General features: G+C 69.5%; 24 protein-coding genes and 1 tRNA gene. 8 read left to right on the top strand and 17 right to left on the bottom strand.

The genetic code is table 11. The annotated features are described in order from the left end of the window. Positions 1-182: 182 nt before the first annotated feature. A complete protein-coding gene (locus G3I56_RS17660; protein WP_164409949.1) occupies positions 183-362 on the bottom strand; it encodes a hypothetical protein in 180 nt (59 codons plus the stop codon). A gap of 59 nt (positions 363-421) precedes the next feature. Here G3I56_RS17660 and G3I56_RS17655 point away from each other — a divergent pair, with 59 nt between their 5' ends. Beyond that, complete coding sequence (locus G3I56_RS17655; RefSeq protein ID WP_164410241.1) at positions 422-1,606, top strand: FAD-dependent monooxygenase; 1,185 nt, start codon at positions 422-424, stop codon at positions 1,604-1,606. A 56-nt stretch (positions 1,607-1,662) separates the two neighbouring features. On the opposite strand, the gene G3I56_RS17650 is transcribed toward G3I56_RS17655, so the two are convergent. From G3I56_RS17650 to G3I56_RS43900, 7 genes are all read right to left on the bottom strand, one after another. Then, the gene (locus G3I56_RS17650; RefSeq protein WP_343239977.1) at positions 1,663-2,859 is read right to left on the bottom strand and encodes a sugar ABC transporter permease; all 1,197 of its coding nucleotides are present in this window, start codon (positions 2,857-2,859) and stop codon (positions 1,663-1,665) included. Beyond that, complete coding sequence (locus tag G3I56_RS17645) at positions 2,856-3,632, bottom strand: ATP-binding cassette domain-containing protein (RefSeq protein WP_343239976.1); 777 nt, start codon at positions 3,630-3,632, stop codon at positions 2,856-2,858. The genes G3I56_RS17650 and G3I56_RS17645 overlap by 4 nt, the downstream gene beginning before the upstream one ends. Positions 3,633-3,654: 22 nt before the next feature. After that, a complete protein-coding gene (locus G3I56_RS17640; RefSeq protein ID WP_164409948.1) occupies positions 3,655-4,764 on the bottom strand; it encodes a substrate-binding domain-containing protein in 1,110 nt (369 codons plus the stop codon). A 132-nt stretch (positions 4,765-4,896) separates the two neighbouring features. Next, positions 4,897-5,643 carry an ANTAR domain-containing protein gene (locus G3I56_RS17635; protein ID WP_164409947.1) on the bottom strand — a complete coding sequence of 249 codons (747 nt, stop codon included), beginning with the start codon at positions 5,641-5,643 and terminating at the stop codon, positions 4,897-4,899. Positions 5,644-5,655: 12 nt separating this feature from the next. Beyond that, positions 5,656-6,510 (bottom strand): GAF domain-containing protein, encoded by an 855-nt coding sequence (locus tag G3I56_RS17630; RefSeq protein WP_164409946.1) that lies wholly within the window; start codon positions 6,508-6,510, stop codon positions 5,656-5,658. 22 nt (positions 6,511-6,532) lie between these two features. Next, positions 6,533-8,407 carry a CheR family methyltransferase gene (locus tag G3I56_RS17625; RefSeq protein WP_164409945.1) on the bottom strand — a complete coding sequence of 625 codons (1,875 nt, stop codon included), beginning with the start codon at positions 8,405-8,407 and terminating at the stop codon, positions 6,533-6,535. A gap of 8 nt (positions 8,408-8,415) precedes the next feature. Further along, on the bottom strand, positions 8,416-9,084 hold the full coding sequence (locus G3I56_RS43900; protein ID WP_343239975.1) for a chemotaxis protein CheB: 669 nt from the start codon (positions 9,082-9,084) through the stop codon (positions 8,416-8,418). A 202-nt stretch (positions 9,085-9,286) separates the two neighbouring features. On the opposite strand from G3I56_RS43900, the gene G3I56_RS17615 reads away from it, so the two are divergent. Continuing rightward, positions 9,287-9,661, top strand: coding sequence for an STAS domain-containing protein (locus G3I56_RS17615; RefSeq protein ID WP_164409943.1), 375 nt, complete (start codon positions 9,287-9,289; stop codon positions 9,659-9,661). A gap of 149 nt (positions 9,662-9,810) precedes the next feature. Here G3I56_RS17615 and G3I56_RS17610 read toward each other — a convergent pair. The 3 genes from G3I56_RS17610 to G3I56_RS17600 form a co-directional block, all read right to left on the bottom strand. Continuing rightward, a tRNA-Pro gene (locus G3I56_RS17610) sits at positions 9,811-9,884 on the bottom strand. A 42-nt stretch (positions 9,885-9,926) separates the two neighbouring features. Next, the gene (locus G3I56_RS17605; protein ID WP_164409942.1) at positions 9,927-10,703 is read right to left on the bottom strand and encodes a Pr6Pr family membrane protein; all 777 of its coding nucleotides are present in this window, start codon (positions 10,701-10,703) and stop codon (positions 9,927-9,929) included. 54 nt (positions 10,704-10,757) lie between these two features. Further along, positions 10,758-11,684: a metallophosphoesterase gene (locus G3I56_RS17600; RefSeq protein ID WP_164409941.1), complete on the bottom strand. Its 927-nt coding sequence runs from the start codon at positions 11,682-11,684 to the stop codon at positions 10,758-10,760. Between the two features lie 78 nt (positions 11,685-11,762). Between G3I56_RS17600 and G3I56_RS17595 the strand changes: the two genes are divergently transcribed. Beyond that, positions 11,763-12,227 carry a GatB/YqeY domain-containing protein gene (locus tag G3I56_RS17595; protein WP_164312488.1) on the top strand — a complete coding sequence of 155 codons (465 nt, stop codon included), beginning with the start codon at positions 11,763-11,765 and terminating at the stop codon, positions 12,225-12,227. Between the two features lie 31 nt (positions 12,228-12,258). On the opposite strand, the gene G3I56_RS17590 is transcribed toward G3I56_RS17595, so the two are convergent. Further along, complete coding sequence (locus G3I56_RS17590; protein ID WP_164409940.1) at positions 12,259-12,741, bottom strand: hypothetical protein; 483 nt, start codon at positions 12,739-12,741, stop codon at positions 12,259-12,261. Positions 12,742-12,803: 62 nt separating this feature from the next. Next, positions 12,804-15,089: a transglycosylase domain-containing protein gene (locus G3I56_RS17585; RefSeq protein WP_164409939.1), complete on the bottom strand. Its 2,286-nt coding sequence runs from the start codon at positions 15,087-15,089 to the stop codon at positions 12,804-12,806. A 420-nt stretch (positions 15,090-15,509) separates the two neighbouring features. On the opposite strand from G3I56_RS17585, the gene wblA reads away from it, so the two are divergent. Continuing rightward, the gene (gene wblA / locus G3I56_RS17575) at positions 15,510-15,848 is read left to right on the top strand and encodes a transcriptional regulator WblA (RefSeq protein WP_053745774.1); all 339 of its coding nucleotides are present in this window, start codon (positions 15,510-15,512) and stop codon (positions 15,846-15,848) included. Between the two features lie 46 nt (positions 15,849-15,894). Here the strand turns inward: wblA and G3I56_RS17570 are convergent, their stop codons facing one another. Together G3I56_RS17570 and G3I56_RS17565 are read right to left on the bottom strand one after the other, a co-directional pair. Continuing rightward, on the bottom strand, positions 15,895-17,298 hold the full coding sequence (locus G3I56_RS17570) for an ArsA family ATPase (protein WP_164409938.1): 1,404 nt from the start codon (positions 17,296-17,298) through the stop codon (positions 15,895-15,897). Continuing rightward, entirely contained in the window at positions 17,295-18,272 is a 978-nt protein-coding gene (locus G3I56_RS17565) for an ArsA-related P-loop ATPase (RefSeq protein ID WP_164409937.1), read from the bottom strand. The genes G3I56_RS17570 and G3I56_RS17565 overlap by 4 nt, the downstream gene beginning before the upstream one ends. A 95-nt stretch (positions 18,273-18,367) precedes the next feature. Here G3I56_RS17565 and G3I56_RS17560 point away from each other — a divergent pair, with 95 nt between their 5' ends. The 4 genes from G3I56_RS17560 to G3I56_RS17545 all read left to right on the top strand — a co-directional run bounded on the left by G3I56_RS17560 (position 18,368) and on the right by G3I56_RS17545 (position 20,840). Then, positions 18,368-18,526 carry a DUF4177 domain-containing protein gene (locus tag G3I56_RS17560; RefSeq protein WP_164409936.1) on the top strand — a complete coding sequence of 53 codons (159 nt, stop codon included), beginning with the start codon at positions 18,368-18,370 and terminating at the stop codon, positions 18,524-18,526. Continuing rightward, positions 18,523-18,990 carry a RidA family protein gene (locus tag G3I56_RS17555; RefSeq protein ID WP_164409935.1) on the top strand — a complete coding sequence of 156 codons (468 nt, stop codon included), beginning with the start codon at positions 18,523-18,525 and terminating at the stop codon, positions 18,988-18,990. Before G3I56_RS17560 ends, G3I56_RS17555 begins: the two co-directional genes overlap by 4 nt. A 147-nt stretch (positions 18,991-19,137) precedes the next feature. Beyond that, positions 19,138-20,013, top strand: a complete 876-nt coding sequence (locus tag G3I56_RS17550) for an NUDIX hydrolase (RefSeq protein WP_164409934.1) — start codon at positions 19,138-19,140, stop codon at positions 20,011-20,013. Then, positions 20,010-20,840: an MBL fold metallo-hydrolase gene (locus G3I56_RS17545; protein WP_164409933.1), complete on the top strand. Its 831-nt coding sequence runs from the start codon at positions 20,010-20,012 to the stop codon at positions 20,838-20,840. Before G3I56_RS17550 ends, G3I56_RS17545 begins: the two co-directional genes overlap by 4 nt. A gap of 15 nt (positions 20,841-20,855) precedes the next feature. Here G3I56_RS17545 and G3I56_RS17540 read toward each other — a convergent pair whose 3' ends face one another. Beyond that, entirely contained in the window at positions 20,856-21,719 is an 864-nt protein-coding gene (locus G3I56_RS17540; RefSeq protein WP_343239974.1) for a nucleotidyltransferase domain-containing protein, read from the bottom strand. 1 nt (position 21,720) lies between these two features. Next, positions 21,721-22,800 carry a PQQ-binding-like beta-propeller repeat protein gene (locus G3I56_RS17535; protein ID WP_164409932.1) on the bottom strand — a complete coding sequence of 360 codons (1,080 nt, stop codon included), beginning with the start codon at positions 22,798-22,800 and terminating at the stop codon, positions 21,721-21,723. Positions 22,801-22,872: the final 72 nt, after the last annotated feature.

Raw genomic sequence — 22,872 nt, 5'->3', positions numbered from 1 at the left:
AACTCGGGAACCGAGTGTTCTCGGCCAGTTTCGGTCGGAGGTCGCCAGCCGGGTGCGACGGTCGCGCCACGCGGCCTGAGATCCGCGGAACCGGCACAGTACGGACACCGCCCGGGTCCTCGTCCATTGTTCGGCACCGGTCCCCACGTGGGGAGGGACTGGTGCCGAACGGCGTTGTGGGCTCAGTACGGCGCCGGTACGCGCAGGGCCTTGTTGTGGTTGCAGGGCCCGGCCCTGTTGTGGTTGTCGGGGGAGAACCACGGAGCGCCCGGATTCTGGTCGCCGAAGCCGAAGCCGAAGCCGAAGCCGAAGGTGGCGGCAGGGGCGGCGGTAAAGGCGGCGGCAAAGGCTCTCGACGACACCGCCTCCTGGGGCGAGGATCGATCCGTACGACGCCGATCGGCGGGGCGGGGGGCAGGGCATCAGGGCGATCGTCGTGGGAGCGGGTATCGGCGGGCTGGCCGCGACACTGAGCCTGCGCGCGGCCGGCCACGAGGTCACCCTCGTCGAGCAGGCTCGGCGCTTCACCGAGATCGGCGCCGGCATCCAGCTCGCGCCCAATGCCACCCGCGTACTGCGCCGGCTCGGCCTGCTCGACACGGTCGCCGCCCGGGCCGCCCACCCCTCCCGGCTGAGCTTCCGCACCTGGTCGGACGGCACCGAGATCTGTGGCTACGTCCTCGGCCCCGAGGTCGAGGACGAGTTCGGGGCGCCCTACCTGCAGGTCCACCGGGCCGACCTGCACCAGGCCCTGGCCGCCCGGGTTCCGCCCCGCTCGGTGCGGCTGGACACCCAGGTCGTGGGCATCGACCAGGACGACAGGGCCGCCTACGTCACGACGGCCGGCGGTGAACGCCTCGGCGCGGACCTGGTCGTGGCCGCCGACGGGGTCCGGTCGGCGGCCCGCCAGTGGCTCTTCGGCGCCGACGAGGCCGTCTTCTCCGGCACCGCCGCCTACCGGGCGCTGCTCCCGGCCGCAGCGGTGGCCGACCTGGACCTGCCGGAGTACGCGGGCTGGCTGGGACCGGGCCGGCATGTCGTCCACTACTGGGTGCGCGCCGGTCAACTCCTCAACCTGGTCGCCGTGTTCACGACGGAGGCGGAAGCCAAGTCGGAGTCGGCGCGCGAGTCATGGACCGCCCGGGCGGAACCGGGAGAACAACTCCGCGAGTTCGCCGGCTGGGACCGCCGACTGCTCACCGCCCTCGAACGCGCCGGCCAGGTGTTCCGGTACGGCATCAACACTCGTACCCCGCTGGCCCGTTGGAACGTCGGCAGGGTGACTCTGCTCGGCGACAGCGCCCACGCGATGGTGCCGTTCCAGGCCCAGGGCGCCGCCCAGGCGATCATGGACGCGGCGGTCCTGGGCGACTGCCTCGCGGACACGGCACCGGCGGAGATCCCGGACGCGCTCACCCGGTACGTACGCCGACGGCTCGCCACCGCGACGCGGGTGCAGGCCGGTTCGGCGAGCGCGGGCGACGCCTACCACCTGCCGGACGGGCCGGAGGCCGAGGCCCGCAACGCCCGCATGGTGGCGTACGGGCACGAGAACAGGTTCGGCCCGCACGCGACGGCGTGGCGGGACGACGTACCCGAGGAATGAGGAACGAGGAATGAGGAACGACCGGAGGAATGACCACAGGACCGAGTGGTCGTCTCTCAGGCCCGCCCGCGCGACTCGGGGGCGCGCCGTGCCAGCGAGTCGAAGATCACCGCGGTGATCAGCACCCCGCCCGTGATCATGAACTGGACGGCGGTCTCGACGCCCAGCAGCGCCATGCCGGAGGCGATCGACTGGATGATGAGCACCCCCAGCAGCGCGGACCAGGTCGAGCCGCGTCCGCCGAACAGGCTGGTGCCGCCGATGACGGCGGCGGCGACGGCGTTGATCAGCAGCATGCCGGAGCCCGAGACGGGGCTCGCCGAGGTGAACCGCGACGCGACGAACAGCCCGCCGACCGCCGCCAGCGTCCCCGACACCATGAACACCGAGATCCGTACGCGCGTCACGTCGACCCCGGCCCGCCGTGCCGCCTCCACTCCGCCGCCGAGGGCGAGCACCTGCCGTCCGTAGGGCGTGCGGCGCAGCAGCAGGTCCGAGGCGACGATGACCCCGAGGAAGATCAGCAGCGCCAGCGGCAGCCCCTCGAAGCCGCCCAGTACGGAGACGGTGGTGAACGCGACCACCGCGAGCAGGGCCGTACGCACCCAGATCTCGGCCACCGGCCGGCACGGCATCCCGGCCCCGGCGCGACGGCCGTGGTCGCGGAGGGAGACGAACAGATAGGCGGCCGTACAGAGCGTCGCCAGGCCGTAGGTGAGGACGGGGGCGCTGAAGTAGCGGCTGGTCAGCGTGGCGACCAGCCCGTCCTCGCTGAAGTGGATGGAGCTGTCCGGGCCGAGCAGGTAGAGCATCAGACCGCTCCAGGCCAGCAGCCCGGCGAGGGTGACGACGAAGGCGGGTACGCGGAACCGGGCGAAGAGGAACCCGTGGACGGCCCCGATGGCCGTACCGCAGAGCACCGCGATGACCACGGCGAGCCATTCCGTCATACCGAGGTTCACGTTCAGCGCCGCGAACAACGCGCCTGCCAGACCGGCGAGCGACCCTACCGACAGATCGATCTCGCCGATCAGCAGAACGAAGACGATGCCGACGGCGACCATGCCGGTCCCGACGATGTCGACGCTGAGGACGGACAGGTTGCGCGGCGACAGGAAATTGTCGTTGAGGCACTGGAAGACCACCCAGGTCACGACGAGCGCGAGGAGCACCGGGGCGGGCCCGAGCCCGCCCTCGCGCACCTTGCGGCGCACGGCACCGGCGCACGCCACGAGCCGCGAGTTGAGGTTCACGGCCACACCTCGTCCGCATGCGGCCGATGGGCGACGGCGTGGTCGGCCGCCCCGGTGATGGAGGAGATGATCTGCTCCTGGGAGGTCGTGTTGACGTCGAAGAGGCCGTTGTTGCGGCCCAGCCGCAGGACGGCGACCCGGTCGGCGACGGCCTTGATGTCACTCATGTTGTGGCTGATGAGAAGCACCCCGAGCCCCTGGTCGCGCAACTCCTCGATCAGGTCGAGGAGCTGGTTGGTCTGCTGGATGCCCAGGGAGGCGGTGGGCTCGTCGAGCAGCAGCAGCCGGGGCGAGCCCAGAAACGAACGGGTGATCGCGACGACCTGCCGCTGCCCGCCGGAGAGACTGGCGAGCGGCACCCGTACGTCGGGAATCCGGATGGCGAGCGTGTGCAGCAGCTCGCGGGTACGACGTTCCATCTCGACTTCGTCGAGGATGCCGAAGCGGTGGATCTCCCGGCCGAGGAAGAGGTTGGCGACGACATCGAGGTTCTCGCACATCGCGAGGTCCTGGTAGACGGTCGCGATCCCGAGCAGGCTGGCGTCCTGGGGCCGCCGGATCTGGACGGCGCTGCCCTCCCACTCGACGACACCCTTGTCCGGGGGACCGACCCCCGAGATCACCTTGACCAGGGTGGACTTCCCGGCGGCGTTGTCACCGACCAGGGCGACCACCTCCCCGGCCCTGACCTCCAGCTCGATGTCGACCAGTGCCTGTACGGCGGCGAACCGCTTGGAGACACCGCGCAACGCCAGCAGGGGCTGACCGGGCACGCTGCCACCTCCTTAGGACGCGTCAGGTGAGGCCGGCCCGGTCACAGGCGGCCCGAAGAGCAGGCGTACAGATCTCGTCGACGGTGTACATACCGTCCTTCACCAACGTCTCCCCGATATTGCCGACGGTCACCGGGACGGACGGCAGCAGGACCGCCGGCACGTCCTTGGTGGTGGGACTGTCGACGGACTCGGTGGCGATGGCCTCGACCTTCTCGCCGCGACCGAGGGCGACGGCCATCTCGACGGTCGCGTCGGTCGCGCGCTTGAAGGGCTTGTAGACGGTCATGTACTGCTCGCCCCTGACGATCCGCCGTACGGCCATGAGGTCGGCGTCCTGCCCGGTGATCGGGGGCAGCGGCCTGACCTTGGCGGAGTTGAAGGCGGAGACGACGGCACCGGCCATGCTGTCGTTGGCGGAGAGAACACCGTCGATGTTCTCCGCGCCGAGGGCGGCGATGGCGCCGGTCATGTTGACGTAGGCGTTCTCGGGCCGCCATCCGACGGTGTCGTACGACTTGCCGATCGTCACCCGGCCCTTGAGTACGGCGAGCGCGCCCTCCTTGTACCACCCGGCGTTGGGGTCGGTGGTGGCCCCGTTCATCATGACGATCCGCCCACCGTCGGCCTTGCTGCCCATGGCCTTCAGCAGCCCCTCACCCTGTAGGCGTCCGACCTCCTCCCCGTCGAAGGTGACGTATCCGGAGATCGGCCCCTGCGCGAGCCGGTCGTAGGCGACGACGGGAACACCGGCCCGGTGCGCGGCCTCGACGGAGGGACGCATCAGCTGGGGGTCGACGGCGGCGAGGATGAGCACGTCCACACCCCGGGTGATCATCGCCTCGAACTGCTGCTGCTGAACCGCCGGGTCGGCCGTGGCGGCGACGGTCGCGGCAGGACAGTCCGGGCACAACTGCTTCAGCTTCTTCACGATGAGCGGCTTGTCGAACTGCCCGAACCGCGAGGCACCGCCTCCGGGCAGGAGAACACCCACGCTGGGGCTGTCACCGCCGACGCCACCGCCCCCGTTGCCGTCCCCGCCGCCGCAGGCCCCGAGGAGGACCAGACCGGCGGCGACCGAGACCGCGAGGAACCTGCGCTTCATGGCTGGACGGCCGGCACAAGGACCCATGTTCGGTTCCTTAGAACATTTGTGCGATTTCGCGATTTCGCGATTTCCGAGTAATGGACATATGTGGATGTGTATGGATGTATGCGAACTCAAGGCCAAGCGTAGCCAAGCCGCCGGGGTCCCGCTCGGAGGTCAGGGCGTGGAACGGGTCAGATCGGAATCCGCGCGTCCCTCGACCACCTCGCGGGCCACGTCCTTCAGCGGCCGCTGATGTGAACGCGCGTGTCTGCGCAGAAGATCGAAGGCCTCGTCCAGAGGCACCGCCCGGAGGGTCGCGAGCACACCCTTGGCCTGTTCGATGACGACGCGGCTGGTCAACGCCTGTTCCAGCTGGGCGGTGTGCCTCCGGCTGCGGTCGGCCTCGCGGGCGCGTTCCAGGAGGACGGCGGTGAAGTCCGCGAGCGACCGGCCGAGGTCCAGCGTCGCCGGGGAGAAGGCGTGCCGTGTGCAGGACAGCAGGACGAGCGCACCGCTCGTTCCGCTGTGTACGCCCAGGGGGAGGGCCACGACGTGGGCGTAGCCCAGCCTCAGCGCCCGTGGGGTGTAGTGCGGCCACCGCCGCATGGTGAGACGGCTGTCGAGAGCCACCTGGGTCCAGGGCCGTGCGTCAGCCTGACGAAAGTCGTGGCCGGGCCCCTCCCGCCACCCGACGGCTTCGTGTTCCAGGCGTGACACCTGAGGATTGGAGCCCGACACGTGTGTCGCGCGCGTCGCGTCGTGGCCATCGGGGGCGAACACCACGGTCGCGGCATGGATGCCGAGCAGGGCAGGGGCACGATGTGCCAGCACGGACAACGGCCCGGACATGTCCGAAGAACCGTTCGCCGTGCTGCCGGCCAGGGCTATGAACGCGTCGGCCAGCCGCTGTTCGGGCGTCATGGCACCTCTCCCTCAGATGAATTTCCGGTCCCCGTGCACGATCTGCCGGGCGAGGGCGTCGGACGACACCTCCTCGGCGAACGCCACGGCCTTGATGAGCGCCAGCGCGTCCATGACGGAGCAGCCGATCCGTACGGACAACATGCCGGCCGCCTGGTGCACGGTGGCCCGCACGTCGGTTCCGCCGTAGAGGTCCGGGTCGGCGTCGGGATCGAGCAGCACGATGCGGGTGAGGGCCTCGGCGACCTCGGTGAGGTGGGCGGACGTCGCGTTCGCGGGCCTAGGGTCGAACACCGTCAGGGCACCGACACAGCTGCCCTGTATCCGCAGCGGTACGGCGGCCACCGAGGCGATGCCCAGCGACACCAGGGAAGGCCCGTACCCCGGCCAGCGCTCCTCGATCTCGGGCCCGGACACATGCACCGGACGGCGCTCCACCGCCGCGTCCTGGCCCGGACCCTCGCCGAGTACGTACTCCAGGTCCTGGGCCGCGCGCGAGAGCTGGTCGGAGACGGCGACCGCGAGATGGTTCTGCTCGGTGTCGAGCAGTGCCATCGCCGCGCTGTCGGTACCGCACGCCTCCGCGACCACCGTCATGAACCGCGGCCGGGTGCTCCGACCGCCGGTCCACGCCGCCGCGCGGAGGGCGAAGCTGTCCTGGAGGCGGGCCGAGGCTCGATGGCACTCGGCGGTTCTGCGATGCGTACTCGCGATCTGGCTGTGGAACTCCCCGCCGGGTTTGGCCGCCAGCAGTTCGTGCCGCTCGGCGGCGGCCTCCGCCCGGTCAGCGCGCTCATGGGCCAGCGCGGCACGTTGCCGTGCCATCGCCGCCAGACCGAGGTCTTCCCTGCGCCCCTGCGGGTCCATGAGCCCAGGCTACGCCGCAGGATCAGTCGGGGACATCGCCCCGGCTCTCTTCCATCATCAGGACGACGCCACCGTGGTTCCCGCCGAACGGGGAGAAGAACACGTCGCAGCTGATGGGCCGGCCGATCCGGCTCAGGGCCTCGACGCCGATCGGGCCGGAGCGACTGCGGGTCTCCAGGCACCGCTCCACGACGGGCCGCAACTCCTTCGTGGGCAGCCCGAAGTCCAGTTCGAAGAAGGGCTCGCCGATCACCTCGTCCACGCGCAGCCCCCACAGTTCGACGGCGCCCCGGTTCCAGCTCTTGACCTTCAGGTCCTTGCCCAGGACCACCACACCCGCCGCGATGCTCTTCAGAACTGCCTCCAAAAACGCCCTGGCCTCGTCCAGTTCGTCCGTGCGGATGCGCATCTCCTCGTTCATCGTCTCCAGTTCCTCGTTGCCGGACTGGAGTTCTTCGTTGGTGGTCTCCAACTCTTCGTTGGTGGACTGGAGTTCCTCGTTCGTCGTCTCCAGTTCCTCGATGCTGGACTGGAGTTCCTCGTTGGTGGTCTCCAGTTCCTCGTTAGTTGACTGGAGTTCCTCGTACGCCGTCTCCAGTTCCTCCCGGACCCTCTTGACCTCGGCCTTGAGATGCGTGGCGACGGTCACGTCGGTGAACGAGATCACGGTGGCGATGTGCAGCCCACCGGGTCCGGAGAGCGGCTGGATGAGGATGTCGTAGTACTGGACGTCCTCGCCCGTCCGGCGCTCGACCCGGTTGACCCGGAGGGTCCGGCGCTCGTGCATGGACTGGTCGATCAGAGAACGGAGTTCGACCGGCCGGTAGGAGACTTCCAGGTCCTGGAAGGGACGGCCGATGTCCCCGCTGGTCAGGCCGAGCTGGATCCTCGCCTGGTTGTTGACCGTCACGACGGTTCCGTCGCTGTCGAGGGCGATCAGCGGGGTGGGTCCGGCGTCGAGCACCAGGTCGCGCAACTGGCGGGCGCGCGCCACCGAGTGCACCTCGGCGCCTGAGCCCGTCCTGATCTTCAGGGGGGCCGGATGGTAGGTCAGTCCGTTGCTGCCCGTCCGGCGCCGGAAGACCCGCTGACGCATGTTCACCACTTCGAAGCGCTCACTGTCGTTCAGCAGCATCTCGGCCTTGCCGAGGAAGAGGAAGCCGCTGGGACGCAGGGCGAAATGGAAACGGTCGACGATCTGTGTCTGCGCCTCGACATTGAAGTACATCAGCGTGTTCCGGCACACGAGCAGGTCCAGCCGGGAGATCGGGGCGTCACGGGTGATGTCGTGCCGCCCGAAGATCACCCGGCGGCGCAGGTCGGGACGGAAGCTGAACTGCGCGCTGTTCTGCTCGAAGTACTTCTCCCTGAACTCCGAGGAGAGCGGTTCCAGCGACTTCGCCGTGTACAGCCCGGAACGGGCTTCGCGCAGCGCTTCCTCGTCGACGTCCGTGGCGTAGATCTTGACGCGCCGCAGGCACTCCTCGATGCCGAGCGCCTCCGAGAACATCATGGCCATCGAGTACGCCTCCTCACCGCTGGAGCAGCCCGCGCTCCACACCCTGATCTCCTGCTCCGGATCGAGGGTGGTGAGCAGTTCGGGTACGACCTCGTGCTGGAGGAGGGTCCAGGCCTCCGGGTCGCGGAAGAAGGAGGTGACATTGATCAGGATGGTGTTGAAGAGGACACCGAATTCCTCGGTGTCGGTCTCCAGGAGATCCTGGTAGTCCGGGTACGAGCGATTACCGACGTCCGTCATCCGCTTGTGGATGCGCCGGGCCAGCGTCGAACGCTTGTAGCCCGTGAAATCGAAACCGCGGGCTTCCCGGATGAATACGAGCAGTTCCTCCAACGCCTCGTTGTCTTCGCCGTCTTCGTCGTTCCGCGGTTCGCCCATCACTGCCTCTATGGCTGCCTCTCGGCCCCGACGAGTCTCCGCACGACCGCGGCGATCTCCTCAAGGGGTAGCAGGAAGTCCACCGCTCCCGTGTCCACCGCCGACTGCGGCATCCCCGGGAAGTCCGCGGTCTCCGGATCCTGGACGATCACCGTACCGCCGCGTGACTTCACGGCGCCGACTCCCGCGGCTCCGTCCCGGCCGGTCCCGGTGAGCACGCAGGCGATCGCCTCCGACCCGTAGGCACCGGCGACCGACTCGAAGAGAAGGTCGGCTGAAGGGCGTACGAAGTGGACGAGCTCGGCGCTGGACAGGCGCAGGACGCCGTCGGAGTCGACGAGGAGGTGCCGGTCGGGAGGGGCGACGTAGACGGTGCCGGGCCGCACCTGCTCGTCCGCCTCGGCAAGCTTGACCTGAAGTCTGGTCCGGCGTCCGAGGACCTCGGCGAGCACCGTCCGGTGCCGCGGGTAGAGGTGCTGGACCAGCAGGACCGGCACCGGCAGCTCGGGGCCCAGCCCTCCGAGCAGCGCGGTCAGTGCCTGGATGCCGCCCGCCGACGAGGCGACGGCGACGACGCGGTAGTGATCCGCGGGCGGCTGGTGGGGAGTCGAAGCGGCCGACGAGCGCCCGGGTTCGCGGCCGGCGCCTTCCGGAGCGACTTCCTGATCTGAGTGCACTCTTCGGGCTCCTAAATCAAGAATATCTACAAAATTACACCCGAACGGTGGAGCCCACTCCGGGATGAAGCGTTTCCTTTCGAGGCGTCGACCTAAAGTCGACCTTGTCGTCACCCGCCCGTGCCCCCGGTGGCTGTGGATATCCAGTGCCGCCCGCTTCGCCGTTGAGGCGGGCATCTCGCGAAACCATGGAGATGCCGCGATGCCCCGGGAGCCAGCTTCCCCTGCCCAGCAGATTCACGTCTACGAGACCGAAGGACGAACCGTCGTCCAGTTGTCCGGCGAGATCGACATAGCCGTCGTCCTCCGGGTCGCCGCCGAGGTGGACGCGGCCACGAGCCGACCGAATACCGACGTGGTGATCGATCTCGGCCCCGTCGAGTTCCTGGACTGCTCAGGCCTGGGCCTCCTCTGCCGCGCCCGCCGCCGAACCGAGGAACGGGGCGGACACCTGACGCTCGCCTGCCCCCATCCCCACATCCACAGGATGCTCCGGATCGTGGACCTCGACCGGGTCTTCACCGTCACATCCACCGTGAACGAGGCGCTCGGCGTCCGTAAGCCCATAAGCCAGTGAGCCGCACGCCGGTGAGCCGAGGCCGGAAGACGACTCCGGGGGAGCCGAATCCGCAGCCCACCCCCAACTGGCCCCCAAACCGGCCCCCACAACGACTCAGGGACCCGACCCGCAATGCGGATCAGGCCCCTGACCTGGTGTTAAAGCTGTCGGGGTGGCGGGATTTGAACCCACGACCTCTTCGTCCCGAACGAAGCGCGCTACCAAGCTGCGCTACACCCCGATGTCGCTGCTTGTCCTGCTTGTCGCGGCGACTTCGCTTACTTTAGCCCACGGGTGGCCCCAGGCGAAATCCGGTTTTGGCGCGGTGGTGGACGGGGTTCGGGCGGATGTGGTCGAGGGTTACGAGGAGGACGGCGAGGGCGTAGAAGGCGAGGCCGAGGAGGAGGGCGTTGCCCAGGACGCTCTTGTAGCCGTGCTCGGCCACGTCGAGGAAGCCGTACAGATAGCGGTTCGGCGTGCCCGGGAGCAGCAGTTCGCCTCGGGCGAGGGAGAAGGCCAGGTACGCCAGGGGGTACAGGAGCCACGGTGCCGCCTGGCGCAGGTGCAGATGGCCGGAGGTGGTCAGAAGCAGCAGGTTCACGAGCGCCGCGATCGGGACCGCCGTATGCAGGATCTGGTCGGTGATGACGTGCCAGCCTGTCGGCGGAGACGGTGTGGCGAACGGGCTCGACGGGTTGGACACCAGCAAGTGGTGGACCAGGGCCCCGATCACGACGTACAGGAGCGTCGCGCCCGTCAGGGTGGCGGGCAGGGGGCGGTGGGCTGTCCAGGCGCGGCGGGCCGAGACGGTCATGACCAGGGCCAGCAGGATGCTGCTCTGGATCGTGAACAGGCTCAGGACGTGGAGTGGGCTGCCGAGGAGCAGTTCGGCTGTCACGGCCGTGGCCGCCGTGGCGGCGGTGAGGAGGCGGAAGACCGCCGTCACGGGGCGGCGTATCGGCGGCACTACCGCCGTGGCGGGGACGGGGGAGGCGAGGAGGGCCGGTCCGCCCGGGAGCGCGGGGAGGTCCGGGATGTCCCTGGGTATCGGGGCGGTCATGCCCTCACGCTAGGGCGGGAGGGCAAATGGGGCGATCCGGGCGGTCTGTGTGGGTTACGCCTGTGCCGTCAGCGTCAGGAGGGTGACCTCGGGCGGGCAGGCGAACCGTACCGGCGTGTAGCGGTTGGCGCCGCAGCCCGCCGAGACGTGGAGGTACGACGTCCGGCCCTCCGCCGTGTGTGTCGACAGGCCCTTCACCCGGTCGGTGTCCAGGTCGCAGTTGGTGACCAGGGCGCCGTAGAAGGGGATGCACAGCTGGCCGCCGTGCGTGTGGCCGGCCAGGGTCAGCGGGTAGTCGTCCGCGGTGAACGCGTCCAGGACCCGGAGATAGGGGGCGTGGACGACGGCCATCGAGAAGTCCGCCGTCTTCGAGGGGCCGCCGGCCACCTGCGCGTAGCGGTCCCGCTTGATGTGCGGGTCGTCCAGGCCGGTCAGCTCCACCGACATGCCGTCGATCTTCAGCGTGCCGCGGGTGTTCGTCAGGTTCAGCCAGCCCGCCGTGTCGAAGCCGTCGCGCAGGTTCTCCCACGGGTTGTGGACCACGTCGACCGTGGGCGGGTTGCCGTTGAGACCGTGTTTGCCCTGGGTCTTCTCGAGCAGGTACCGGGCGGGGTTACGGGGTTTGGGGCCGTAGTAGTCGTTCGAGCCGAAGACGTACGCGCCCGGGAACTCCATCAGCGGGCCGAGCGCGTCGAGCACCTCGGGCACGCCCTCCGGGTCGGACAGGTTGTCGCCCGTGTTGATCACGAAGTCGGGGCGCAGGCCGGCCAGGGAGCGGAGCCAGCGCTGCTTCTTGTACTGCCCGCCGACCATGTGGATGTCGGAGACCTGGAGCACACGCAGGGGCCGCATGCCTGCGGGCAGCACTGGCACGGTCACCCGTCGGAGACGGAAGGAACGGGTCTCGAAACCCGCCGAGTAGACGAGGCCGGCGGCGGCAACGGCCGTGATTCCCAGGGGTACTGCGTATCGCGCGCGCATGCTCCCATCGTGTCAGGCCCGGACGGACGGTGGAAATCCACGGGCGGTGCCCTTCCCGCACCTGCGACAATCGATCCCATGACCACGCTCAAGTCGAAGCTCAGGGAAGACCTCAACGCCGCAATCAAGGAGCGCGACGAGCTCCGCTCCTCGACGCTCCGGCTCACCCTCACCGCGATCACCCAGGAAGAGGTCTCCGGCAAGGAGAAGCGCGAACTCTCCGACGAGGAGGTCACCAAGGTGATCACCCGTGAGGCGAAGAAGCGCCGTGAGGCCGCCGACGCCTTCGCGCAGGGCAACCGCCCCGAGCAGGCCGAGCGCGAGAAGGCGGAGGGCGTGCTGCTCGCCGCCTACCTGCCCAAGCAGCTCGACGACGAGGAGCTGAACCGGATCGTCGCCCAGGCGGTCGAGGAGGCGAAGGCGGCCGGTGCCGAGGGGCCACGTGCCATGGGCCAGGTCATGAAGATCGTGAACCCGAAGGTCGCGGGCCTCGCCGAGGGCGGCCGGGTCGCCGCCGCCGTGAAGAGGCTCCTCGCGGGCTGAGTGCCTCTTCGTCCCACAGCGGTGGAGTGCGTCAGCCGACCCTCGCCGCCACCTCCGTACAGGAGTCGTCCGCATCGTGCGCGACGATGCGGACGCTCTCCCGGGTGGCCGCCGACATGGGCAGGTCGACGGTGAAGCAGCGGTCGGCCATGGACTCGGCCGGGCCGAAGACAGACACCGAGCGCTGGTAGACGCGTGCGAACAGCACGACGACCTGCGTCCGGCCGTTCGCGGAACTCAGCTTGTACAGCAGGCCGTTGCCGTGTCCGTTGCCCGTGGCCCTCGCCAGGGTGTCCTCGACGTCCTGGCGGGAGAGCGTGCCGCCCCTGGCGACGAGGGCGTCGGCGAAACGGCGGGCGTCGTCACGCGTGTTCTCGAGGGCGGTGTGTTTCCGGGCGGACTCTCGGTGGTCCGCGACGACCCAGGAGGCCACGAGCGTCACCACCAGCGTGAGCAGGACCGCACCGAGGGCCTTCGCCCAGGGTGCGGTCCTGCCTCGTTGCTCAGGTGTCATGCCGGCCTGGATTCTCGCCAGGGACTTCCGGCGTCGCCCGGCGTCGATCCCCGGCCGGGACGTCAGCCCCGGCCGCCTCCGTTGCCGTTTCCATTGCTCTGGCCCTGGAAGAGGTTCTCGGGGATGGAGAAGGACGGGGTCGGGAACGTCGTGTTCCCGCCGTTGTCGTTGTTGCCGTCCGTGTTGCCGCCATTGTTGTTGCCGTTGTTGTTCCCGCCGTTGTCGCCCCCGGTGTCACCGTCGTTGTCGCCGTTGTCGTCCGGCTTGGGGACGGTCGGTTCGATGATGGGGACGAAGTTGAAGTTCCCGGACGGCTTGCCCTCGAGGGCGCCTGCCATGGCGTCCTTCCAGATGGGGCCCGGGACCTTGCCGCCGAAGACGAGGTCGTAGTACTCGCCGCCGATCGTGATGTTGCGCATCTTCACGTTCTGCATGGCGCTGCCGACCCAGACGGCGCCGGACAGGGTCGGCGTGTAGCCGACGAACCAGGCGTTCTTGCGCTCGTCCGTCGTACCCGTCTTACCCGCGTTGTCGCGGCCGTCGGTGAGGCCGGCCGACTGACCGGTGCCGGAGTCGATGACGCCCTTGAGCAGGGTGCTGATCGTGTCCGCGGTGGTCTCCGACATCGCGCGCGTGCACGTCGACTTCGGGACCGCCAGCGACTTCTGCCCACTGCCGGTCTTCTGCGTGATCGACGTGATGGCGATCGGCGTGCAGTACGTGCCCCGGGAGGCGAAGGCCGCGTACGCGCTCGCCATCGTCAGCGGGGAGATGCCCTTGGAGCCGAGGGCGATGGCGGGCACCTCGGGCAGCTTGTCGCCGTTGCCCTGCGTCACGTGCAGCGCGTCGGTCATCTTGACCACCGGGCACAGACCGATGTCGGAGATCATCTGCACGAAGTAGGTGTTGACCGACAGCTCCATCGCCTTACGAAGGCGGTACGGGCCCTTCTCCGACTCGCTCTCGTTCTCGACCTTCGCCTTCTCCTGGTTGATCCACGGACTGCCGCTGCACGTCTGGACCGGGCTCGGGTACTCCATCTCGTACGGCGCCGAGTACTCCTGGATCGGCGGGCGGCCCTCCTCCAGGGCGGCCGCCGCCACGAACGGCTTGAACGTCGAACCGGTCGGGAAGCCGAAGTTGGAGCCGCCCCGGTCGTTGCCGACCGAGTAGTTGATCTCGGTCTCGTTCTTGCCGTAGCCGTACGGCTTCGACTGGCCCATGCCGAGGATCTTGCCGGTGCCCGGCTGGACCAGCGTGACCGCCGTCGCCACCTTGTCCGACTTGTACACGTGTTCCTTGATCGACGCCTGCACGGACGCCTGGGACTGCGGGTCCAGCGTCGTACGGATGGTCAGGCCGCCCTGGTTCCAGATCTTCGTCCGGGCCTCGCGGGTCTTGCCGAAGACCGGGCTGGCGAGGAACTCCTGCTCGACGTACTTGCAGAAGAAGCCCGCGCCCTTGACCGCCGCGATGCAGCCGTTCTTGGGCTGGCTGACCTTCAGGCCGAGCGGCTGCTCCTTGGCGGCGGCGGCCTCCTGGCGGGAGATGTCACCGACCTCGGCCATGCGCTGGAGCACGGTGTTGCGGCGCTTGGTGGCCTCCGCCGGGTCGTTCACCGGGTCGTACCGGGTCGGCGACTGGACGATGCCGGCCAGGAGGGCCGACTGGGCGAGGGTGAGGTCCTTCGCGGACTTGGAGAAGTAGCGGCGGGCGCCGGCCTCGACGCCGTAGGCCTGCTGGCCGAAGAACGTGATGTTCAGGTAGTTCTCGAGGATCTTCTTCTTGCCCAGCTCCTCCTCGACCTGGATCGCGAACTTCAGCTCCTTGATCTTGCGGCCGATCGTCTGCTGCTGGGCCTGCGCGACCTTCGTCGGGTCGTCGCCGGCCTCCTCCACGAAGACGTTCTTCACGTACTGCTGCGTGAGCGTGGAGGCGCCCTCCGCGACGCCACCGCTCTGCGCGTTCTTGTTGAGCGCACGCAGGACGCCCTTGAGGTCGACCGCGCCATGCTCGTAGAACCGGGAGTCCTCGATCGCGACGATCGCCTTCTGCATGTACGGCGAGATGTCCTTGAGCTCGACGACCGTGCGGTCGCGCGAGTAGACCGTGGCGAGCTGGCCGCCCTTGGCGTCCAGGATGGTGGTGCGCTGGCTGAGCGGCGGGCGCTTCAGGTTGGCCGGGATCTCGTCGAATCCCTCGACCGAACCTTTGGCCGCGAGACCGAGCGCGCCGGCGGCGGGCAGGGCGATGCCCGCCATGACGGCTCCCGCGAGCACGCTGACACCGAGGAACTTGGAGGCCTGCTGGATCACCGACAGGCCACCGCCCGAGCGCTTGTTTGGCATGAGGGCAGCCTACGTTCTCATTCGCCGGACACACGTATAGGCCTTGGCCTAAGCTGTTCACAACTGTCACAGCAGTGAGGTCACGTATCAATACGTCCGCGAGACCCGAAACGGTTCGGATGTTGTCCAACTTTTTTGTGGATTTTTTTGTGGACTACGTGCCCGGATCCACCTCGTGTGTCACATGGTGTCCGTTGTGAACCGGCCGAAACCTCCCGCTTCGTCGGGATGGTCGCGCATGTCGGTCGCTCACTCCCCCGGGTGATCTGCCGCTTACCCATAGTCCGTTCGGGCCATTCAAGATTGGGCCCGAAGGGGGTGTTGCGCTGTGCCCTCCTTCCGTAACGTCCTCAACTGGCGGCGGTGAATATGCCGCTGCCGCCGTGGGGGAGCCTCGATTCGGGAGAGGACGGCGCCGGTATGGGCTGGGTTACCGACTGGAGTGCGCAGGCGGCCTGCCGCACTACCGATCCGGATGAACTGTTTGTTCAAGGAGCAGCGCAGAACAGGGCCAAGGCGGTGTGCACCGGATGTCCGGTACGCACGGAATGCCTGGCTGACGCGCTCGACAACCGCGTCGAGTTCGGCGTGTGGGGAGGAATGACGGAGCGGGAGCGCCGCGCACTGCTGCGCAGGCGTCCCACCGTCACCTCGTGGCGTCGGCTGCTCGAAACAGCGCGTACGGAGTACGAGCGGGGGGCGGGAATCCTGCCCCTCGATGAGGAAGAGGTGTACGAGAACTACTTGGCGGTGGGCTGAGCCTCTCGGTCGGTCACCGCCGTCCCGATCAGTCACTCGTCGTCGGTCACTCGTCTCCGGAAGGCTTCGACAGCTCCGGAAGCGCCGGCAGCTCCGGCCGTTCGGTCGCGAGCCGGTCGCCGATGTTCCGCAGGCCCGCGAGGTCATGTACGTCGCCGGGCAGTGCGGCGACCTCGGTCACCGCCACCTCCGGGTGGCGCGCGGTGAAGCGGTCGCGTGTGCGCTGCTCGCGGGAGAGCAGTTGCATACGGTCGGCGTGCAACCGGAGCAGGCCTGCGGTGAGTTGTCGGACGGTGGGTTCAACGCTGGGTTCACCCGGGTCGGCGGTCGGGCCACTGTCGGTGGCGCTGGGGGAGCCTTCGACGTGTTCTTCGACGTCCGAGTGATCCAAGTGATCCGGATGGTCTGGCTGGTCTGAACTGCCGTACGTGTCGGGAGAGTTACGAAGTCCAGCTTTCCCGTCCTCCTGATCGACAATGCGGGGCTCTTCAAGATTTTCTGCGGCGGCGAGCGCACGCTCGGCCGACAGCTGGGCGGCGCCGCTGCCGTGGACCCGGTTGAGCACCAGTCCGGCGAGCGGCATGTCCTCCGCGGCCAGCCGTTCCACGAAGTAGGCGGCCTCGCGCAGCGCGTCCCGCTCCGGGGCCGCCACCACGAGGAACGCCGTGCCGGGTGCCTGAAGCAGCTGGTACGTGGCGTCGGCGCGGGTACGGAAACCACCGAAGGTGGTGTCCATCGCGGCCACGAACGTCTGGACGTCCTTGAGGAGTTGGCCGCCCAAAAGCTTGCCCAGGGTGCCGGTCATCATCGACATCCCGACGTTCAGGAACTTCATTCCCGCGCGCCCCCCGAGCTTCGCCGGCGCCGTCAGCAGCCGGATCAGTCGGCCGTCGAGAAACGAACCGAGCCGCTTCGGGGCGTCCAGGAAGTCCAGCGCGGACCGGGACGGAGGCGTGTCGACGATGATGAGGTCCCAGTCGTCGCGTGCCCGCAACTGCCCCAGTTTCTCCATCGCCATGTACTCCTGCGTGCCCGCGAAGCCCGCCGAGAGCGACTGGTAGAACGGGTTGGCGAGGATCGCGGCGGCCCGCTCACCGTCGGCGTGCGCCTCGACGATCTCGTCGAACGTCCGCTTCATGTCGAGCATCATGGCGTGCAGTTCGCCGCCGCCGTCGACGCCCTTGACCCGCCGCGGCACGTTGTCGAGCGAGTCGATGCCCATGGACTGGGCGAGCCTGCGGGCCGGGTCGATGGTGAGTACGACCACCTTCCGCCCCCGCTCGGCGGCGCGCAGCCCGAGTGCCGCCGCGGTGGTCGTCTTACCGACCCCGCCGGCTCCGCAGCACACCACGATCCGCGTGTTCGGATCGTCGATCAGCGGATCCACCTCGAGCACGCGCGCGGGGGACAGGCCATGGCGGGGTGCGGTGTTGTGCGGGTCCGGGCTCATGACATCCTCTGCTTCCGCAGCTCGTGGGCCAGTTGATACAGACCTGCCAGGTCCATACCCTCGGTGAACAGCGGCAGTTCGTGCAGCGGCAACTGCAACTCACCCAGCACTGAACGCTGTTCGTGCTCCAGCGCATACCGCTCGGCGTACTCCTCGGCCTGGGTAAGCAGCGGGTCCACCAACTTCTCGGCGTTCCCGCCGCGCCGCGCCCCGCCGAGCCCGGCGGCCGACAGGGACCGTGCGAGCGCGCCGCGCGGAGCCGCCCGCAGAAGTTCCAGCTCGGCCTCGTCCAAAACCTCGGGACGGACCATGTTGACGATGATCCGCCCCACCGGCAGCTTCGCCGCCCGCAGCTCGGCGATACCGTCCGCGGTCTCCTGGACGGGCATCTCCTCCAGCAGTGTCACCAGGTGCACCGCCGTCTCCGGCGACTTGAGCACGCGCATCACGGCCTGCGCCTGATTGTGTATCGGGCCGATCTTCGCTAGGCCGGCCACCTCGTCGTTGACGTTCAGGAAACGGGTGATGCGGCCGGTCGGCGGGGCGTCCATCACGACGTGGTCGTAGACGAACCGCCCGCTCTTGTCCTTCCGGCGGACCGCCTCGCACGCCTTGCCGGTCAGGAGGACGTCCCTGATCCCGGGGGCGACGGTGGTGGCGAAGTCGATCGCCCCGAGTTTCTTCAGGGCACGGCCCGCGCTCCCGAGCTTGTAGAACATCTGGAGGTAGTCCAGCAACGCCTGCTCGGGGTCGATGGCGAGGGCAAACACCTCCCCGCCCCCGGGAGCGACGGCGATCTTCCGCTCCTCATAAGGCAGCACTTCTGTCTCGAAGAGCTGCGCGATGCCCTGCCTGCCCTCGACCTCGACGAGAAGCGTGCGCTTCCCCTCGGTGGCGAGGGCGAGCGAGAGCGCTGCGGCGACCGTGGTCTTTCCGGTCCCGCCCTTACCGCTGACGACCTGGAACCTGCTCACGTATTCGAGGTTAACCAGTCCGGCGCGAAGCTACGCCGGGGGCTGTGGACAACGTGGGCGTGGAGTGCCCGGCGCCAGCGGATAAAGTCGCCTCCATGACCAAGTGGGAATACTCGACCGTGCCGCTGCTCGTCCACGCCACGAAGCAGATTCTGGACACCTGGGGCGAGGACGGCTGGGAGCTCGTCCAGGTCGTGCCCGGGCCGAACAACCCCGAGCAGCTCGTGGCGTACCTGAAGAGGGAGAAGTCGTGAGCGCGGTCGAGGCGCGCCTCGCCGAGCTGGGGCTGACGCTGCCCCCGGTCGTGCCGCCGCTGGCCGCGTACCAGCCGGCCGTGCGGTCGGGGGTGTACGTGTACACCTCGGGCCAGCTGCCCATGGTGGACGGGAAACTCCCGGTCACCGGCAAGGTCGGCGCGGAGGTCACGCCCGAGGAGGCCAAGCAACTGGCCCGCACGTGTGCGCTGAACGCGCTCGCGGCCGTCAAGTCGGTCGCCGGTGACCTCGACCGGATCGCGCGCGTCGTGAAGGTCGTCGGCTTCGTCGCCTCGGCGCCCGACTTCACGGGCCAGCCCGGGGTCGTCAACGGTGCGAGCGAACTCCTCGGCGAGGTACTGGGCGACAAGGGCGTCCACGCCCGTAGCGCGGTAGGCGTGGCGGTACTGCCACTCGACGCGCCTGTCGAGGTAGAGGTCCAGGTTGAGCTGAGCGATTTTTAGCCCGTCCGGCGTTTGAGGACGAGGCCCCTTCAGGGCCGAAGCGGGGGTCTGGGGGCGGCAGCCCCCAGGGGCGGGACGGGTAGGGGCGGCGGGGGCGAGAAACCCCGGGGCCTCGAACATGCGCCCACCACCGGATAGCCTCCGCCCATGGCAAACGGGCAGTGGTACCCACCGGAGTGGCCGGACCTCATCCGCGGACTCGCCGAAGGCACCCTCACCCCGGTCACCCCCAAGCGCGCGGCCACCGTCATGCTCCTGAAGGACACCGACGCCGGCCCCGTCGTCCACATGCTGCGCAGACGCGCCTCCATGGCCTTCGCCGGGGGCGCGTACGCGTATCCGGGCGGCGGAGTCGACCCGCGGGACGACGACCACCTGATCCGCTGGGCAGGTCCCACGCGCGCGTGGTGGGCGTCCCGGCTGGGCCTGGGCACCGACGAGACGTCCGCCCAGGCGGTCGTCTGCGCCGCCGTACGGGAGACGTACGAGGAGGCGGGCGTCCTGCTCGCGGGCCCGGCCGCCGATTCCGTGGTCGGTGACACCACGGGCGACGACTGGGAGGCGGACCGCGCCGCCCTGGTCGCCCGTGAACTGTCCTTCGCCGAGTTCCTGGACCGCCGCGGGCTGGTGCTCCGCTCGGACCTCCTCGGGGCGTGGGCCCGCTGGATCACCCCGGAGTTCGAGTCCCGCCGCTACGACACCTGGTTCTTCGTCGCCGCGCTTCCGCGGGGCCAGCGCACCCGTAACGCCTCCACAGAGGCGGACCGCACGGTGTGGATCGAACCGGCCGACGCGGCAGCCGCGTACGACAGGGGCGAGCTGCTGATGCTGCCGCCCACGATCGCGACCCTGCGCGCGCTGGCACCGTACGACAGCGTCTCCGGGGCCCTCGCCGGGGCTCTGGAGCGCGACCTGGCCCCTGTCCTGGCCAGGGCCAGCCTGGAGGACGGCGAGATCGTGCTCGCCTGGCCGGGGCACGAGGAGTTCACCAAGCACATCCGGATCGGCGGAGCCCCGGCATGACCGAAGCCGCCGCTCTCCCCGGCCAGCCGCGCGGCGGAGTCCTCTCGGGACCCGCCACCGCGCGCGCGGTCAACGTCCTCGCGCCCAACGCCTCCGCGATGACCCTCGACGGCACGAACACCTGGATCGTCTCCGAGCCGGACTCCGAACTGGCCGTCGTCGTCGACCCGGGACCCCTGGACGACGTACACCTCAGGCATGTCGTCGACACCGTGCGGAAGGCCGGCAAGCGGGTCGCGCTGACGCTGCTCACGCACGGGCATCCGGACCACGCGGAGGGCGCCGGACGGTTCGCCGAGCTGACGGGGACGCACGTGCGGGCGCTCGATCCGGCGCTGCGGCTGGGGGACGAGGGCCTCGGGCACGGGGACGTCGTGACCGTCGGCGGGCTGGAGCTGAGGGTCGTACCGACGCCGGGGCACACCGCGGACTCGCTGTGCTTCCATCTCCCGGCCGATCAAGCCGTTCTGACGGGAGACACCGTCCTGGGGCGCGGAACGACCGTGGTGGCCCATCCTGACGGCCGCCTGGGGGACTATCTGGACTCTCTGCGGCGGCTCAGGTCTCTGACGGTGGACGACGGAGTCCGGACGGTCCTGCCGGGTCACGGTCCCGTCCTGGACGACGCCCAGGGCGCTGTCGAGTTCTACCTCGCCCACCGCGCCCACCGGCTCGCCCAGGTCGAGACGGCGGTCGAGAACGGCCACACCGACCCCGCCGATGTCGTCGCCCACGTGTACGCGGACGTCGACCGCTCCCTGTGGCCGGCCGCCGAACTGTCCGTACGCGCCCAGCTGGAGTACCTCCGCGACCACGGCCTCATCTAGCCCCGGCCCGGGCCCCTATTCGGGCCTGGGTGCCTTGACGCCGTGCACGCGCGTGTACTCCTCGGCGAGCCACGAGCCCAGCTCCTCGACGTGCGAGCGCGAAAACGACCGCAGGACGGCCGGGTCGTCCGTCGGCTCGTGGCCCAGTGACGCCGCCTCCCTCATGCGCGGGCCCCACTGCGGGTAGTACGCGGCGAACGACTCGGCCATCTCGTACAGGTCGCTGGTCCAGCCCTCCCAGCGAGGCATGACCAGTGTGAAGCCGGTACGCACCAGCCGACGGGAAATGCCCCGCACGCGTGCGCGTACCGCCCCCGCAGGAGCCCCCGGGGCGGTCGCCTCGGCGATCAGGCGCCCCCAGCGCGGGAGGCACAGGGCCAGGTCGCCGTTGGTCTCACGGGCGAGGAGGGAGTCGGGACGGTAGCGGGGCAGGTGCCCGGCGAGGTCCTCGCCGTGGAGAGGCGTACAGAGGCAGGCCACGAACCAGCCCAGGTCGTGCCTCTCCAGGTCGCTCAACACCTGTGCCCGAGAGGCCAGCAGCGTGCCGGAGCCGTCGATCTGCTCGAACTCGTCGTCGAGCTCCGCGTCCAGCGCGCGGGCCGCCGCCCGGTCCGCCTCCGTGGGCTCATCGCGCAGGACGAGCAGAAGGTCCAGGTCGCTGCGGCCCACGCGCGCGGTGCCGCGCGGGATGGACCCGTAGACGTACGCGCTGTGCAGCCGCGCCCCGAAGACGTCGACGACCCGGTCGCGGGCCGCACCGACGACGGGCCGGAAAACGGGCGGCACGCGCGCGAGGGAGCCCTCACGCGCGATGAACCCGTGCTCGTCCAGCCCCGGGCGCGCCGACACCCCGTACGTCACGTCACGTCCAGACGTCACGTCACTTCCAGCGGAACACGCGCAGACGCCGGGTCTCGCTCACCGCGTGGCAGACCACAGCCAGGCGGTCGCCCCAGGCCGCGTACCGCGCCCGGTAGCTGAAGCCGGGGAACCTGCGCTCCGCGACGACCCGCCCGTCAGCGGGGTCGAGGACGGTCACCCGGCTGCCGTAGCCGTTGCCCACCAGGAAGTACCCGCGGTGGGCCAGAGGATGGAGCGTACGGCCGTGATCCACGCGCCACTCCCAGAGCTGCTCGCCGGTCCGGACGGAGTAGGCACGCAGGAGCGTGTCGGCGCTCTTCTCGTCGCCGGCGGGTTCGTCCGGTTCCAGCCCGACGGCGAGCGTGTCGCCGACGACGCCGACCGCGGGCCCGAAGTCCTTGTAGCCGTCGGGAAGTTCGACGTGCCACTGGCCGTCCTCGCGGACCACGTACAGCCGGGGGCGGGAGCGCTCGCCGTCGTTACGGACGGACAGGACCGGCGGGTCCGTCGCCAGGACGGAGAACCGGTCGCCCGCACGGTCCGGAAGCGACCGCTCCCACTGGAGGTCGCCGGTTCGTGTGTCGAGACACCGGACGACCGGCGGCGCGTCCGCCTCCCGGCTGGCGACGGTCACTGTCCGGCCGCCGCCGATCGCCACCTCGCGCGCGTGGTCGGCACCGACGTATCCCAGCTGCTTCTTGGACTGCTCACGCGACCAGGCCACGGCCCCGGAGCCGAGAGCGAGGGCGGTGAGGCGGACGTGCGTGGCGCCCGGCTCGCCGTCGTCGTGGTGCAGGACGACTCCCAGGCCGTCCTGGGCGTCCTGGGACACCCTGACGATCACGTCCCGGCCCGGCGGCTGCCAGGTCCAGAGGGGCTCACCGGTCGCCGGTGCGTACGCCGTCACGCGGTCGAAGCGGGCCAGGGTCACCGCCTCGTCCGTCGCCCACAGACCGAGCGGCTCGCCGAGGTCCCGCTGCTCGAACTCGGACTGCCACAGCGTCTGCGCCTCCGGGTCCCGGCGGAACAGGCGCAACCGGCGCTTCGCGGGCTCCGGCGCAGCCGCCCAGACCGACTCGGGTGCTCTGTCCTGGTGCATCCCACCCACCCCTTGGTTCGGTTCAGCACGTTCTCGTCACCGCGTGGCCCCCGCCCCGGTGAACCCCTTGAA

Source organism: Streptomyces sp. SID12488 (assembly GCF_010548275.1).
In the GTDB taxonomy this organism is placed as follows: domain Bacteria; phylum Actinomycetota; class Actinomycetes; order Streptomycetales; family Streptomycetaceae; genus Streptomyces.
Note: the sequence above shows the minus strand (reverse complement) of the source record. Positions and strands in the feature narration are given on the sequence as shown.